Source organism: Halorussus rarus (genome assembly GCF_003369835.1).
Taxonomy (GTDB): Archaea; Halobacteriota; Halobacteria; order Halobacteriales; family Haladaptataceae; genus Halorussus; species Halorussus rarus.
In genome coordinates, this window is the sequence record NZ_QPMJ01000001.1 from 1,428,920 (window position 1) to 1,444,021 (window position 15,102).

At 70.3% G+C, this 15,102-nt stretch carries 15 protein-coding genes; 4 read left to right on the forward strand and 11 right to left on the reverse strand.

What is annotated here, in order from left to right:
• Positions 1-408: 408 nt before the first annotated feature.
• Both DVR07_RS06835 and mvk read right to left on the reverse strand, forming a co-directional pair.
• Entirely contained in the window at positions 409-1,167 is a 759-nt protein-coding gene (locus tag DVR07_RS06835; protein ID WP_115795987.1) for an isopentenyl phosphate kinase, read from the reverse strand.
• Positions 1,168-2,157 (reverse strand): mevalonate kinase, encoded by a 990-nt coding sequence (gene mvk, locus DVR07_RS06840; RefSeq protein WP_115795988.1) that lies wholly within the window; start codon positions 2,155-2,157, stop codon positions 1,168-1,170.
• A gap of 129 nt (positions 2,158-2,286) precedes the next feature.
• Between mvk and DVR07_RS06845 the strand changes: the two genes are divergently transcribed.
• Both DVR07_RS06845 and DVR07_RS06850 read left to right on the forward strand, forming a co-directional pair.
• A complete protein-coding gene (locus tag DVR07_RS06845) occupies positions 2,287-4,317 on the forward strand; it encodes a prolyl oligopeptidase family serine peptidase (RefSeq protein WP_115795989.1) in 2,031 nt (676 codons plus the stop codon).
• A gap of 51 nt (positions 4,318-4,368) precedes the next feature.
• Positions 4,369-5,328, forward strand: a complete 960-nt coding sequence (locus tag DVR07_RS06850; RefSeq protein WP_115795990.1) for an alpha/beta fold hydrolase — start codon at positions 4,369-4,371, stop codon at positions 5,326-5,328.
• Positions 5,329-5,373: 45 nt separating this feature from the next.
• On the opposite strand, the gene DVR07_RS06855 is transcribed toward DVR07_RS06850, so the two are convergent.
• The 4 genes from DVR07_RS06855 to DVR07_RS06870 all read right to left on the reverse strand — a co-directional run bounded on the left by DVR07_RS06855 (position 5,374) and on the right by DVR07_RS06870 (position 8,922).
• The gene (locus DVR07_RS06855) at positions 5,374-5,781 is read right to left on the reverse strand and encodes a Zn-ribbon domain-containing OB-fold protein (RefSeq protein ID WP_115795991.1); all 408 of its coding nucleotides are present in this window, start codon (positions 5,779-5,781) and stop codon (positions 5,374-5,376) included.
• A complete protein-coding gene (locus tag DVR07_RS06860) occupies positions 5,778-6,941 on the reverse strand; it encodes a thiolase C-terminal domain-containing protein (RefSeq protein WP_115795992.1) in 1,164 nt (387 codons plus the stop codon). Before DVR07_RS06860 ends, DVR07_RS06855 begins: the two co-directional genes overlap by 4 nt.
• Positions 6,942-7,043: 102 nt before the next feature.
• Positions 7,044-7,769, reverse strand: coding sequence for a metallophosphoesterase family protein (locus DVR07_RS06865; RefSeq protein WP_162829464.1), 726 nt, complete (start codon positions 7,767-7,769; stop codon positions 7,044-7,046).
• Between the two features lie 94 nt (positions 7,770-7,863).
• Complete coding sequence (locus tag DVR07_RS06870; protein WP_162829465.1) at positions 7,864-8,922, reverse strand: phosphotransferase family protein; 1,059 nt, start codon at positions 8,920-8,922, stop codon at positions 7,864-7,866.
• A 170-nt stretch (positions 8,923-9,092) separates the two neighbouring features.
• Here DVR07_RS06870 and DVR07_RS06875 point away from each other — a divergent pair, with 170 nt between their 5' ends.
• Positions 9,093-9,422: a hypothetical protein gene (locus DVR07_RS06875; protein WP_115795995.1), complete on the forward strand. Its 330-nt coding sequence runs from the start codon at positions 9,093-9,095 to the stop codon at positions 9,420-9,422.
• A gap of 203 nt (positions 9,423-9,625) precedes the next feature.
• On the opposite strand, the gene DVR07_RS06880 is transcribed toward DVR07_RS06875, so the two are convergent.
• On the reverse strand, positions 9,626-10,738 hold the full coding sequence (locus tag DVR07_RS06880; RefSeq protein ID WP_115795996.1) for a methionine synthase: 1,113 nt from the start codon (positions 10,736-10,738) through the stop codon (positions 9,626-9,628).
• Complete coding sequence (locus DVR07_RS06885; protein WP_115795997.1) at positions 10,735-11,742, reverse strand: 5-methyltetrahydropteroyltriglutamate--homocysteine methyltransferase; 1,008 nt, start codon at positions 11,740-11,742, stop codon at positions 10,735-10,737. The genes DVR07_RS06880 and DVR07_RS06885 overlap by 4 nt, the downstream gene beginning before the upstream one ends.
• Positions 11,743-11,880: 138 nt before the next feature.
• On the opposite strand from DVR07_RS06885, the gene DVR07_RS06890 reads away from it, so the two are divergent.
• Positions 11,881-12,426: a hypothetical protein gene (locus DVR07_RS06890; RefSeq protein WP_162829466.1), complete on the forward strand. Its 546-nt coding sequence runs from the start codon at positions 11,881-11,883 to the stop codon at positions 12,424-12,426.
• Here DVR07_RS06890 and DVR07_RS06895 read toward each other — a convergent pair.
• From DVR07_RS06895 to DVR07_RS06905, 3 genes are read right to left on the reverse strand one after another with little or no spacing between them, the layout of a single operon-like run.
• Positions 12,423-13,004: a HemK2/MTQ2 family protein methyltransferase gene (locus DVR07_RS06895; protein WP_115795999.1), complete on the reverse strand. Its 582-nt coding sequence runs from the start codon at positions 13,002-13,004 to the stop codon at positions 12,423-12,425. The genes DVR07_RS06890 and DVR07_RS06895 overlap by 4 nt on opposite strands.
• On the reverse strand, positions 13,001-14,188 hold the full coding sequence (locus tag DVR07_RS06900) for a mechanosensitive ion channel family protein (RefSeq protein WP_240318858.1): 1,188 nt from the start codon (positions 14,186-14,188) through the stop codon (positions 13,001-13,003). Before DVR07_RS06900 ends, DVR07_RS06895 begins: the two co-directional genes overlap by 4 nt.
• Positions 14,185-15,078: a 16S ribosomal RNA methyltransferase A gene (locus DVR07_RS06905; protein WP_115796000.1), complete on the reverse strand. Its 894-nt coding sequence runs from the start codon at positions 15,076-15,078 to the stop codon at positions 14,185-14,187. Before DVR07_RS06905 ends, DVR07_RS06900 begins: the two co-directional genes overlap by 4 nt.
• Between the last annotated feature and the right edge of the window lie 24 nt (positions 15,079-15,102).

The window sequence follows — 15,102 nt, forward strand, 5'->3', positions numbered from 1 at the left end:
CGACGGGACAACCCGGTGGCGTCCGGCCACGTTTCCCGAGCTACGGGTCTATGAGGCGTTTAGACTCCCCGGTAATAAAAACTGCCGGGATTGGCCCGGTTCGAGCGCAAGATGAATGTTTTGGCCGACGGGGTGCGTCGACTGCCGCGACCAGATCTCCGATACAGCACACAGAGAACGGGAATCAAACGGCCTGATACCGGTGTTCCGCTCGGCCGAAACGGGACCGTCTCGGCCGCTAGGCCATTCGGGACCGCCGTAGGCCAACGTTTAAATACGAAACCGGGACGAACTCGCCACGGACGCTCCGCGCGGTCGCCCGGCGCCGGGGCCGGGGACCGCCAGTCCGGCTACCCCGAGAGGGCTGCGCCAGAACACCGTAAACGGGGAGCAACCGCCGAACCGAACCTATCGCCCGTCGATTCGCGTCCCCGGATTTTCGCCCGCGAGGAACGCTTCGAGGTCGGCGGGCCCGAAGACGGTCGCGGGCGCGCCGAGCGACAGCAGCGCCCGGACCTTTCCGGCCATCCCGCCGGTCACGTCGGTCGCGTCGCTCCCGCCGAGGTACTCGGCCACCTCGTCGAACGACCGGATCTCCGGAATCACGTCCTCGTCGTCGTCGAGTACCCCTGGGACCGTCGAGCAGAACCCCACGCGGTCGGCGTCGATGCCGTCGGCGACGGCCGTGACAACCTCGTCGCCGCTGAGGATGGTCACGCCCTCGCTTTCGTGGGCCACCACGTCGCCGTGGAGCACCGGGACGAACCCCTCGCCGAGCATCGTCTCGACCTGTTCGGTCGTGAGCGTCAGGTTCGCGTCGCGGTCCCGGCGGGCCGCCGAGAAGGGGTGGACCGGCACCGCTGGGACGTCGCGGTCGTGGAGGCGCGCGAGTACGAAGTCGTTGAGCGTCTTCATCGCGCCGTGAATCTCGACCGCCGCCGCGGCGTCGTCCGAGCCGTCGGTCTTCGAGACGCCGTGCTCGCTGGCGCGGTGGTGGCCGAAGCTCCCGCCGCCGTGGACGACGACGAGCTCCGAGATGTCACCCCCGGCGAGCGCGTCGGCGACGGCGTCGGCGGCCCGGTCGAGCGCCGGCCCGTCCAGCGCCTCGGCGCGGTCCTTGTCGGTGATGACGCTCCCGCCGAGCTTGAGGACGGTGGTCTCGCTCATCTACTCGGCCTCCACGCGCACGCCGTCGGTGTCGAGCCCGGCACGGAACGCGGTCTCGCATCCCTGGGTGTACTCCAGCGCGGTCTCGGTCGCGTCGGTCGGGTCGAGCGCGACGATGCAGCCGCCGCCGCCCGCGCCGGTGAGCTTGGCGCCGAGCGCACCCGCGTCGCGGGCCGCCCAGACCATCTGGTCCAGCGACCGCGAGGAGACGCCGAGGGCTTCGAGCAGCCCGTGGTTGAAGTTCATGAGTTCGCCGAGTCCGGCCAGGTCCCCCTCGGCGAGCACCTCCTCGCCGTAGCGGACGATGTCGCCGATGCTCTCGACGGTGTCGGCCGCGAAGTCGTACTCCTCGCGGAGCGCCCGGACGCCCGCGACGAGCTGACCCGTGTCGCCCGCGCCGCCGTCGAAGCCGATGACGAAGGGGAGTTCCGGAGCCTCGATGGCTCGACAGTCGTCGCCCTCGACCCGGACCGCGCCGCCCGTCGCCGAGCAGAAGGTGTCGGCCCGCGAGGCCTCGCCGTTCTGCACCTCCAGTTCGGCCCGGTAGGCCCGGTCGGCGATCTCCTCGACTGGGAGTTCGACGCCCAGTTCGCGGGTTCCGGCGTCGATGCCGGCCACCGTCACCGCCGCGGACGAACCCAGTCCCGCGCCCAGCGGAATCGCGCTCTCGACAGTGACGTCGAAGCCAGCGTCGGATGCGTCGGCGGCGTCGCGGGCCTGCTCGACCGCCGCGTCGATGTAGCCGATGCCCGCCTGGACCAGCGACTCCGCGACGTCCACGTCGGGCGCGTCGTCGGCGCCGTCGCCGTACTCGACCGTGAACCCGTTGATGCTCAGGTCCTCGGCGTGGACCCGGATGCGGTCGTCGTCGCGCTCCTCGACGGTGACCCGCGCCCGGCGCTCGATGGCGCAGGGCACCGCCGGTTCGCCGTAGACGACCGCGTGTTCCCCGAACAGGTAGACCTTGCCCGGAGCGCTCGAAACGACCATGCAGGAGGATTCCGGACCGGGGGTTAATTCGTTTGCGAAGCCGACTGCGCGGGAGTACCGGTCGCGAGCCCCGACAGCGTGCGGGTCGGTCCCGGAAGGTTGAGTACGTCTGCCTGACAAGACGGCGGTATGCCGGAGCCGCCCGCCACCGAGCGCCGCGAAGTCGTCGAGGAACTGCACGGCGAGGAGCTACGCGACCCCTACCGCTGGCTGGAGGACGACACCGATGAGGTCCGGGAGTGGGTCGACCGCCAGAACGAGTACGCAGACCGGTTCCTCCACGACGGCGCCCGCGACGACCTCGAACCCCGATTCGAGGCGCGCGCGGAGGTGCCGGACTACGGCGTCGTGACGGCCCGCGGCGACCGGTACTTCCAGCGCGTCCGGGAGGCCGAAGTCGACCGGGCGCGACTCGTCGTCCGGACCGACCTCGACGGTGCGCCGACCGTCCTCGCCGACCCCAACGAGTGGGACAGGGGCGAGTCTCTTGACTGGTACCACCCGTCGCCCGACGGGTCGCTGGTCGCCTACGGCGTCGCGGAGGGCGGCGAGGAGAACTACGACGTGACCGTCCTCGACGCCGAGACCGGGGAGACCGTCGACGCGGTCCGGAACTGCGGTCGGGCCGGCCCGCGAGGGATGGCGTGGACCGACGCCGGATTCTACTACGTCACCACCGGATCCGCGGACGAGGGCACCCAGCTCGACAAGGCGATACGGTACCACGACCTCGGCGCGGGCGAGCGCGAGGCGTCGGCCGACCCCGTGCTGACCGACGACGTGGGCGAGCACGTCTGGCCCCAGCTCGAACTCGCCGGCGAGACCCTCGTGGTCGCCTACCACCAGGGGTGGACCCACTCCGACGTGTTCCGGTGGGAGTTCGCGGGGGCCGACCCCGCCGACGGCGAACTCGTCCGCCTCGTGGCCGACGTCGACGCCTCGTTCCGGCCCGAGGTCGACGACGGTACGGTCTACCTGACGACGGACTACGACGCGCCCAACTCCCGCATCGTCGCCGTCGAGCCGAACGCCACCGAGGTCGACCCCGACGACCTCCGCGAGGTAGTCCCCGAGTCCGAGGCGACCCTCGCGGACTTCGCGGTCGCGGGCGACGCGCTGGTCGTCCACCGCCAGCGCGACGCCCACTCGACGCTCTCGATCCGCGACCGCGACGGGAGCCACCGCCACGAGGTCGCCCTCCCGGAGTACGCCGCCGTCGGAGGCCTGACCGGTCACCCCGACGCAGCGGAGTTCTTCGCCCGCGCCCAGACGTTCGACCGACCGCCGTGGGTCGCGCGCGGCGACGCGACGACCGGGGAGACGACCGTCGTGCACGAACGCGAGCCCGACACCGACGTCGACCTCGTCGTCGACCAGCGGTTCTTCGAGTCGGCCGACGGGACCGAGGTGCCGGCGTTCGTCGTCCACCGCGAGGGGCTCGACCGCGACGGCGAAAATCCGACCGTCCTCTACGGCTACGGCGGCTTCAGGGTCAGTCTCACGCCCGGGTACGACCGGTTCCGGACCGCCTTCCTGGAGGACGGCGGCGTCTTCGTCCAGGCCAACCTCCGGGGCGGGTCGGAGTACGGCGAGGAGTGGCACCGGGCGGGGATGCGCAAGAACAAGCAGAACGTCTTCGACGACTTCCACGCGGTCGCCGAGGGGCTGGTCGAGGCCGACTACACCCGGCCGGAGCGACTCGCCGCGGCAGGCGGGTCGAACGGCGGCCTGCTGGTCGGCGCGGCCATCACTCAGCGTCCGGACCTGTTCGGCGCGGCGTTCTGCGCGGTCCCGCTGCTCGACATGCTGCGGTTCCACGAGTTCCTGCTCGGCGAGTCGTGGACCGGCGAGTACGGGTCTCCGGAGGACCCAGAGGCGTTCGAGTACCTCCGGGCGTACTCGCCGTACCACAACGTCGCCGAGCGCGAGTATCCGGCGGTGCTGTTCAAGACCGCCGAAGGCGACACCCGCGTTCACCCGGCCCACGCCCGGAAGATGACCGCCCGGCTGCAGGCCACGAACGCCGGCGACGAGCCGATCCTTCTCCGGACCGAGACCGAGACGGGCCACGGGACGGGCAAGCCGACCTCGATGGCGGTCCGGGAGCGACTCGACCGGTGGGCGTTCCTGTACGAGCAACTCGGCGTGCTCGAGGAGTAGAGCTGCCTCGCCGGCACAACGGCTAACTTACCTGACGGTGAGTATTCAGGTATGAAGCTACGCAGAGTGTTGGCCGGCGCGGCGGGCGGACTGGGAGCCGCAGTACTCGGGAACCGACTGCTGTCGTGGAAGGCGAACGACCTCCAGTCCGCGCTGGAGGGCGACCAGCGGACCTACCGCTGGCGAGGGTTCGACGTGGCCTACACCGAGGCGGGCGACCCGGACGACCCGGACGTGCTCCTGCTGCACGGGGTCCACGCCGCCGCGTCGAGCAAGGAGTTCGACCAGATATTCGACCAGCTCGCGAAGACATACCACGTGATCGCGCCCGACCTGCCCGGGTTCGGGCGGTCGGACCGGCCGCCGCTGACCTACTCGGCGGCGCTTTACACCGCCTTCGTCACCGACTTCGCCGAGGACCTGACCGAGGACGCCGCCTGCGTGGCGACGTCGCTGTCGGGCGCGTACGCCGCGCTGGCCCAGCAGCAGTCCCACGCGTTCTCGCGGCTGGTCCTCGTCGCGCCGACCGCCGACACCGGCCCGCGCCGGACCTGGCTCCGGTCGCTGTTCCGGTCGCCCGTGGTCGGCCAGGCGCTGTTCAACCTCCTGACCAGCAAGCGGTCGCTCCACTTCTTCGACAACCGCGAGGCGTACTCGACCGAGGCATCCTACACCGAGCGGGACGTCGACTACCAGTGGCAGACCAGCCACCAGCCCGGCGCGCGGTTCGCGCCCGCCTCGTTCGTCTCGGGGTACCTCGATCCCGACGTGGACCTCGGGGACGAACTGGCCCGAACCGACGTCCCGGTCACCATCGTCTGGGGACGGGACGCGACGGTCTCGCCGCTGGAGGATGGCGAGGAACTGGCCGAGAAGGCGGACACCAAGCTGGTGGTGTTCGACGACGCCAAACTGCTCCCACACGCCGAGCACCCGGGGCCGTTCCTCGACGTGCTGCTCGACGAACTGACCGAGGAGGAGATGGAGACCGAACCCGGCGCGGAGACCTGAGAGGCCGGGCGGTAGCGGACTCCTTACGAGAGTTTCGGCGAGGGCTCAGCAGGTCCGCAGGACCAGCACGCGCTCGCCCGAAGTCTCGGTCTCGGCGACCTCGGCGGTGACCTCGGTGCCGACTGCGACGTCCTCGGGGTCGACACCGCGGACCTGGCCGGTCAGTCGGACGCCGCCGAAGTCCGCGACCGCCGTGACGTAGGGCGCGTCCTCGGCGAACGAGGGCGCGGCGACGTGGACCGTGGTGTGGGTCTCGATCTCGCCGGTCTCGGGTAGCGGGACCTCTTCGAGGTCGGTCGCGCCGCAGTGCGGGCAGACCCGCCGGGGCGGGAGCGACCCGTGACCCTCGGGGCACTCCAGGTAGAACCCCTCGCCCGACTCGACGGCGTCGAGGAAGTCGTCGTACCCCTCGTCGCGGACGCGTTCGGCCCCGCCGCCGGTTTCGTCGTTCATTCTTCCACCTCCAGCACGTGAACCGTGGTGCTCGCGACAGTGCCGCCCGCGTTGTGCGTGACGCCGACGTCGCCCGGCACGGCGTCGCTGTTGGGGTGGTCGCCCCGGAGCAGGCGGGTCATCTCGACGACCTGGCTGGTCCCGGTCGCGCCGACCGGGTGACCCTTGGCCTTCAGGCCGCCCGAGAGGTTGACCGGCCGGTCGCCGTCACGGGTCGTCTCGCCGCGGGCCGCCGCGCCGATTCCCTCGCCGGGCGCGTAGAAGTCCAGCGCCTCCAGCGCGAGCACCTCCGCGATGGTGAAGCAGTCGTGGACCTCGGCGACCGCGACGTCCGCCGGGCCGACGCCGGCGTCGGCGTAGGCCTCCTCGGCGGCGCGCTCGGCCGCTGGCGTCCGCGCGAGGTACTGGCGGTCCTGGAGCGCCATCTTGTCGCCGCCCTGGCCCATGCCGGTGATAGAGACCGGCGCATCGAGGCCGTGCTCCTCTGCGTACTCGTCGCTGACGAGGACTGCGGCGCTCGCCCCGTCGGTGATGGGGCAGGCGTCGTAGAGCCCGAGGGGTTCGGCGATCATCTGGGCGTCGAGCGCGTCCTCGACAGTGATGGCCTTCTGGAACTGGGCGAACTCGTTGTCGAGCGCGTTGTCGTGGTTCTTGACCGCGATGGCGGCCAGGTCCTCCTTGCCGCCGCCGTACCGGTCGAAGTACGCCCGGGCCATCAGGGCGTAGGCCGCGGGGAAGGTCATGCCAGCCCGGACCTCGTAGAGGTCGTCGGCCGCGATGGCGAGCGCCTCGGTCGTGCCCGCGGTGCCGAGGTTGGTCATGCGCTCGGCGCCGCCGACGAGCACCGCGTCGGCCTCGCCGTTCCGGACGTCCTTGACCGCCTCGCGGAGCGCGACGCCCGAGGACGCGCACGCGCTCTCGTAGCGCGTTGCGGGGGCGTTCAGGCCGGCCGCCTCGGCCATCAGCGGGCCCTGGTGGCCCTGGTGCTCGCCGATCTCGCCCATGAAGTTGCCGTAGTTCAGCTGCGCCACGTCCTCGCGGGGCACGCCCGCGTCGGCGAACGCCCGCGCGCTCGCGTCCGCGAACAGGTCCCGCCCCGTCCGCTCGGGATGCTGGCCGAAGTGCGTGAGGCCGACCCCTGCGACTCGTACGCCTGTCATGCCTACTAGTAGGTGATGGACAGTTAAGAAAGGCATCGGTCCCTCGGACGCGTGTCAGGTCACCACGCCGAGCGACCGGAACAGTTCGGCCGAGCGACCCGGTCAGTCGCTCCGGGCGCCGGGAGCAGCCCGGCCCCAGATGTCGGCGAACGGGCTGTCGAGCGCCCGCGAATCGGTCGCCACCGCGCCCGCGTCGTACCGGACCGACCGGAGGTCGAACGCCCCGTCGTCCAGCACCGCGTAGCGCGCGCGGTCCGCCGGCCAGCCCTCGCGCTGGAGCCCCACGCTTCCAGGGTTCACGAACGTCGTCCCCGACACCGAATCCACGAACGGGAAGTGCGAATGGCCGTGGACCACGACGTCTTCGTCGTACCGGGCCGCGACGCGCTCGAACAGCGCCGGGTCGTCCTCCGGCGTCGCGCGGGTTCGCCACGACCCGTCGTAGGCCTCCGGCCGCGGGAAGTCGCCGTGGTGGAGGCGGAGCCGGCGACCGGCGAGCGAGACCGTCGCCGTGCGGGGTAGCGCCTCCAGGAACGAACGGTCGTCCGGCGGGAGCCGGCGGCGGCTCCAGGCCTGCCACGCCGCGAAGGGGTCGTCGCTGGTCGCGGCGGGCGGTTCGGCCGCGAGCACGGTCCGGTCGTGGTTGCCGTGCACGCTCGCGGCGGGGTCGAGGTCCCGGAGGGTGGAGCAGACCGCGTTCGGGTGCGGACCGTTGTCGACGGCGTCGCCCAGGAAGACGACGGCGTCGCGGTCGGGTTCGGCGGCGAGGACGGCTTCGAGAGCGGTCGCGTTCGCGTGGACGTCCGAGATAATGAGCGTCCGGGACACGGGCGGGGGAAGGTGAAGGTCCGTTATAGGCCTGTCCCTTCGACCCAGTCCGGAGGGCGTCGATCGGTCGTCGCATCTCCGGTCGACCGGCCCGTCAGTCGATGTAGTCGCGGACGAACATCCTGTGTTCGGCCGCCCGCTCGTCCCGGAGCGCCCCGTCGGAGTACCAGTCGGGCAGGCAGGCCATCGCGTTCAGCCGATTGCAAAGGTGGTAGACGCGCTTGCGCTTCCGGAAGTCCGCGAGCCGGTCGCCCGAGCGACTCGCGTCGTACGCCGCGCGGAACCGCTCGCGGAGCCGCCGCCGGAGCACGACGTCGCGGGTCTGCCAGTTGATATTGTGGTCCTCGACCGTGGCGAGGTTGTACACAGGGTCGCCGGCGACGAGGCCCGCCCAGTCGAGCACGCCCGTCTCCTCACCCGTCTCGGGGTCGAGCAGTAGATTTCCGAGGCGGTAGTCCCAGTGGACGAACACGCCCTCGTCGGGCGCGTCGAGCGCCGGAACCGCCTCCCGGACGTACTCCCAGAGCGGGCCCACGAGGTCGTCGAACCGACCGCCGGCGATGCCGTCGAGCGTGTCCTCGACGTCCGCGAGCAGCCAGTCGGTCCAGTCGTCCTTCGGTGCGAACTGGTCGCCGACCACGGCCAGGTCGCCGTCCTCGACGCCGATGCGGCCGAACCGGTCGAACGTCCGGACCTCGTGGAGCTGCGCGAGGTGCTCGCCGGCCTCGCCGAGGACGCGGGCCAGCGCGTCGGTCGAGAAGTCCTGGAATCGACCGGACCCGTTCTCGCCCGGGAGGCGCTCGGCGACGAAGAATGGCGCAGGGAGGTCGGGATGGTCGTCGACGGAGCCGATCACCTCCGGGACGGGAATCTCGGTCTCGGCCGCCAGCAGTTCCAGCACGCGGGGTTCGGAGCGGGCCACGGACGGGGAGACGGCCTCGCCCGCGAACGCCTTCAGAACGACCTCCCGTCGCCCCCGGGGCGTCGCGACGGTCAGGAGGAAGACCGAGTCGGACCCCTCCTCAGTCGGCCGAATTCGCTGGACCGACCAGTCGGGCGCGATCTCGGCGACCATGTGGGGGACGTCCAGTGCGAGGTCCATCGGGTCCGCGCCGCCCTCGTCTGGCGTCTCCCGTTCGGCGAACTCGGTCATCGCTATCGGTGGAATGCCGTCGGGGGTAGTCTGCGTTCTGGCCGTCGTCCGAACGGCGTCAAGCCTGTATCTATCTCTCCCGTCCTCGCACGGAATCCGATGGACCGTCGGCCGACTCCTTGGAATTCCGAGTAGTGAGTTTTTCATTGCGGGAGGCAGAACCCTCCACCATGGGCATGAGGCCACCGCCGTCGGACTCGGACGACGGTCCCGACGTCATCGAGTTCGGCATCGCCGAAGTGGCGGCCGTCCTCGACGACGGGGACGTCTCCTTTCCGTCGACCGGCACGGAGGTCGTCGAGTCGCTCTCGAACCCCCGCATCAAGTACGACGCGGACGGGCACACCGTGGCTCTCTCGGAGGCAGTCTCCGCGGTCGAGCGCGACCACTTCGAGAACAAGCGCGAGTTCCTGAACGCGCTCCACCCCGTGTTCGAGCGGTACCGCAACTCCCGGACGCCGGGCGTCATCGAACGAGTCCGGGCGGCACTGCCGCTCTGACGCTCGTCGAGCCGGAAAACCGCGTTCTCCGTCAGTTCACGGTGACTCCCCGGTCCGGGCGAGAATTCAAGTGCGAGGACGGGCCGAACCCCCTCCGTGAGCTGAACCGGGCCGGGACGCATCCGCGATAGCGCGGCGCGCGGCGTTCCGGGCGACGGCCGACGCGCGCCGCCAGTCAGCTACAACGTCGGGAAGCCTATCGGTCAGTCGTCGGCGGTCACGGCCGACCGCTCGACGTCGATCTCTCCGTCGTCGAGTTCCTGCTCGACCTCGCGGGCGGCGGTGACGAGGTTCGCCATCTTCTCGTAGGCCACCTCGCGCGGGAGCAGTTTCAGGCCGCAGTCCGGGCTGACGGTCAACTGCTCGGGCGGGACGACCTCCAGGCCCTTCCGGATGTTCTCCTTGATCTCGGGGACCGACTCGACCTCCGCGACGTGGGCGTCCACGACGCCGAGCGCGAGGTCCTTGGTGAACGCGGGGTCCTTGAACACGTCGAGCTGCTCGTAGTCGCCGTTGGCGAGTTCGAGGTCGAACTCGTCGACCGGGAACTCCAGGATCTCCGGATAGATGCGGGAGTAGTCGCCGTAGCAGACGTGGAGGCCGACCCGCACGTCGTCCGGGATCCCGTCGACGATGCGCTCGAGGCAGTCGCCGACGATGGCGTGGTCGTCGGGCGTGGTCGCGAGCGCGGGCTCGTCGATCTGGACGTAGCGGGCGCCCGCCTCGACCAGCTTCTCGACCTCCTCGTTGACGAGGTCCGCCAGATCGTTGGCCAGCGACTCGGTGTCGTCGTAGGCCTCGTTGAAGCTCCAGTTGGCCAGCGTGTACGGGCCCGTGATGGGCACCTTGACCGGGCGCTCGGAGACGCTCGCGGTGAACTCGTACTCGTCGACGAGCCACGTCTCGTCGTACTCGACGTCCGAGACGACCGAGGGCTTGTCGAAGGTGTTGTGGCCCCACACCTTCACGGGCCCGTTGAACTCGTAGCCGTCGATGCGGTGGGCGAAGTACTCGACCATCTCGTTGCGCCGCATCTCGCCATCGACGACGACGTCGAGGCCGGCCCGCTCGTGCTCGCCGGTGATGAGTCGCGCGGCGTCGTCCGTGGCCTCCTGCCAGGCGGCGTCGTCGAAGTCGGCAGTCGCTCGCGGTTCGTCACCGCTCGCGTTCGAGGCGCTTCGCGCCTCGCTCTCTTCGTGGAGGTCGCGCGCCCGGTCGAGCCACTTGGGCTTTGGGTAGCTGCCGACGACGGTCGTCAGCAGGAAGTGGTCTGCCGGGTGGTTCGTCGGTCGGAACTGATCTCTGGTGTCGGTCATGCTTTCACCTCCGCGACCTCGGTGGCCTCCCCGAGGGCGGCGAGCTTCTCCCGGAACGTCGAGTACGGCAGGTAGAACAGCTCGGTGTTCGGCGTCAGGTAGACGGTCTCGAAGTCGGCCGCCGGCGTGTTCTCCTCGAGCCAGTCGGCCCGCTCGGCGATCTGCTCGGGGTCCTCGACCAGCGTGTTCTGGCCGTCGACGACGCCGGCCGCGATGGAGTCCTTGGTGCCGTACTCGTTGATGTTGTAGAGGTTGTCCTCGTGGTTCGCCACGAAGTCGTAGCCGAGCGCGTCGAAGTCGGCGTCGAGCAGGTGGGCGTGGACCTTCTCGTCGAGCGCGCCCCAGTAGGTCTGGACCACGACGTCGGTGTCGGCCGGAGCAGCGGTGGTGACGGCGTCGACCGCCTCGCTGGCGCGCTCGCCCTCGTCGCCCTCCGGCGGGTTCTCGACCAGCGACGGTTCGAGGACGAACAGCGTCTCGACCTCGGGGAACGCCTCGACCTCGCCGGCGAGGAACTCCGCGACGGCGGCGAGGAACTCGGCGTCGTCGCCGTAGTACTCGTCGGTGGCGAGGTCGGCCAGCGAGTAGGGGCCGGGGACCACCGCCTGGAACTCGTCGGCGTCCACGGACTCGTTTACGGCCTCCAGTTCGTTCGCGATGTCGCCGTCGAACCCGAGTTCGTCGGTCACGACAGGGTCGCGGTAGAAGTTGTTGTTGTCGTAGTACCGGACGATGCCGCGGGTCTCGACCGAATCGTGGACCGCGAGCGGATGGGCGAGCATGTCGTCCCACCGGAGTTGGCCTTCGACGACGCGGTCGAGCCCCGCGCCTTGCTGCCGGTCGACGACCTCCTCGCGGGCCTCGTCGTAGACCGCGGTGATCTCCTCGCCCTCGGTGCCGTCGATGAGGTCGTGCTTCTGGTGACCTTTCAGGTCCGCCAGGTCCGCCTTCGCCCAGTCCGGAAGCGGGAACACTCCCGGTGTGGTCGCGACGCGCTCTGTCATGTGCTCCGGTCTACGGAATGCCGACGCTTAATATTTTCCTCTTGGGAGATAACTGTCGGTCATAGGCGTGTGGTGCCACACAACATGGCCCCATCGATTGTAGAAAGGTATTTTTCGGTTCTGTTCGACAGTTGATGCATGAGCCGCCCAGTCCCCGCTGTGCTCGCCCTCGTGGTCGCGTTTGTCCTCGGCGCTATTGTCGGGCCGGTCGGCGGCGTCGGTTTCGGTCTCGACGAAAGCGACGACGCTCGCGAGTTCGACTCGCCCGGGCTCTCACTGTCGAAGTCGGTGGGTGCTTGCGACGATGTCGACTCGGAGCCGGGATGGGTCCACGACGTGGCGGTCGGCGAATCGTTCGCGGTGACGCTGGAAACTACTGTCGTCCACGACTGGAACCGGACCGTAACGGCGAACGTCAGCCGCGTCTCGCCGGGCCGTTTCCTGATCGACCTCCGGACGGTCCCGGCAGACAGTGCCGGGGCCGCCCGGAGGAAAGCGAACGCCTCGGCCGAATCGACAACGGACTGCGCCGCAACCGACCTCAGTCTCGGCACGAGTCTGCCGACCGACTACGAGGAGTTCGCGGTCGCGGTGAACGGACGCCCGCTCGTGACCGTCGAGTACGACGGCACGGTCGCGGACCTCCACCGGCTCCCGAACCCGACAAACGCCACCAGCAGTTAGCGCACGAGCTTCAGCACGGTCAGCGTCTCGAAGGGGAACGACTCGTCGCGGAGCGCCACCGCCGAGAAGCCCTCGGTCTCGGCCATCGCGACCACCTCGGCGACGCCGGTCAGGCTGCTGACCAAAAGGTAGACCGCGCCGTCCGGCGCGAGCACGCGACCCACCGTTTCGAGGAACGGCTCGACGACCGCACGGCCGTCCTCGCCGCCGGAGAGCGCGACCTCCATCCAGTCGTCGCGCTCCGCGTCCGGGTCGGTCGGCAGGTACGGCGCGTTGAACAGGACCGCGTCGAAGGCCCCCGACCGGAACGGCGCGACCAGGTCGGCCCGGACCGCCTCGACGTCGCGCTCACGGGCCTGCGCGCAGGCGTGTGGATTCACGTCGGACCCCACGACCCGCGCGCCGGTCTCGTCGGCGACGCGCTCGGCGACGTACCCCGACCCGGTGCCGACCTCCAGCGCGAGTCCGGGCGTGTCGTCACGGAGGTCCTCGACCGCGGTCTCCGCCAGCAGGCGCGAGTCCTCCGCGGGCTGGTACACCTCCGTCTCGACGTCCCGGCGGTCGGCCAGGTCGGTCACTCGCCGTCCACCTCGCCGGCTCTGCGGTCCGCCGTCTCCGTCTCGTCGGTCACGCCGCCGTCGGCAGTCGGCTCCGGGGCGGGCGACTCGCCGGACAGCCGGAACCCGCCCGACTCCTCGCGGCCGGTGAGTTCGCGCTGGGGGAACGGGATCTTGACGCCCTCGCGGTCGAACGTCCGCTTGACAGACTCGATGACCGCGGTGCGGGCCCGCCACTGCCGGCGGGCGCTCGGCTTGTCGATCCAGAAGCGCAGGACCAGCGTGATCGCGGAGTCGCCGAACTCCTTGAGCACGACCTGGGGCGTCGGCACCGTCAGCACCTCGTCTAAGTCCTTCATCGCCTCCTCGGCGAGGCCGGCGGCCCGCTCGACGTCGGCCTCGTAGTCGACGCCAACCTCGACCTCGTTGCGGAGCCGGCCCTTCCGGCTCTTGTTGACGATCTTCTCGCCGCTCACGATGTCGTTGGGGATCATCACGTACTCGCCTGCGAACGTCTGGATGCGGGTGTTGACGATCGAGATGTCGGTCACGATGCCCTCCTCGTCGTCGATCTCGACCCAGTCGCCGATCTCGAACGGTCGGGAGAACATCAGCACGAACCCCGCGAGCAGGGCGCCCAGCGTCTGGCGGGCGGCCATACCGACGACGATGCCGAGGAAGCCGGCGCCGACGATGAGGCCGCTGAGGTCGACCTCCCACATCCCGAGGATGACCGAGATAGCGGCGACCCACACCGTGAGCTGGGAGACCCGGTAGACGATCTCGCTCTGGTGCTCGGTGATGGTCTCGTGACCCTCGGTGAACCGGTCGATGGCGCGCTGGGCGAAGCCGTTGACGACGTACGCGCTCGCCAGCACGACCAGCGCGAGGAGGAAACGGAACCCCGCGCCGAGGGTGCCGCCGATCTGCTCCCACGCGGTAGCGACGTCGGTCGCAACCCCCCAGAGGACGAGGAGCGCGACCGCCGCGCCGACGAGCACGGCGCCGACCGACCCGGCGAGCATCACGTCGGCGACGTGGCTGTGGAACCGCTCGTGGGCCTTCCCCCGAAGGTAGGTCGCCGCGACCCCGCCCGCGATCACGACCACCAGGATGAGCGCCGAGACGGCGAGTCGCCACTCGGTGGTCGAGAACCGCGCCAGCCGGTCGATGAACGAGACGAGCCCGGCGATTCCGCCGCTCACCCTGCATCACCTCCCCGGCCGTGCTCGTCGGCCACCGCCGCCAGCGCCGCGAACGTGGCGGGCGGGACCTTCCCGGCGCGCTTGCTCAGCACGTCCGGGTCCAGTCCGGTCTCACCGTCGGCGATGGCCGCCACCACGGCGTCGGCGTCGTCGAGCCCCGAGATGTGGGCCGTGTTCCGGATGGCGTTCCGGAGGGTCTTGCGGCGCTGGGTGAACACGGCCTTGACGAACCCCAGGAAGAACGCCTCGTCGTCGACCTCGTAGTCGGGCTCCCGGGGCGTCGTCCGGACGACCGCGCTCTCGACGTCCGGCGGCGGCGAGAACGCCTCCTTCGGCACCGGCTCGACCACCTCGACGTCGGCGTAGTGCTGGGCGCTCACCGACAGCCGGCCGTAGTCGTCGGTGCCCGCCGCGGCCGCCATGCGCTCGGCGAACTCCTTCTGGAACATCAGCACGGTCGGCCGGCCGCGAGGGAGGAGGCGGAAGGCGATCTCGCTGGAGACGCCGTACGGGAGATTCGAGATAGATGCGGTGAACTCGGGCAGGTCGACTTCGAGCGCGTCGCCCGCGACCACGGTCAGACGGCCGGCGGCAATCTCGTCGGCGAACTCCTCGCGGAGGAAGGCCGCGAGGTCGGGGTCGCGCTCGACCGCGGTCACCTCGTCTGCGACCGCGAGCAGTCGGTCGGTCAGCGCGCCGGTCCCCGGCCCGATCTCGAGGACGTGCGACAGGTCGAAGCCGGCCTCAGTCGCGTACTCGGGGAGTCGGTCGAGGACGCGGTCGTCGACCAGGAAGTGCTGGTCGCGGTCGGGGTTGCCGCGGACGCCCGCCCGCCGGAGCAGGGCGTCGGGGTCCCGCGAGGAAGCCGCGGGGTCGCGTGCGTCGGTCATGTTATCCTCGGATAGCGACCGAAG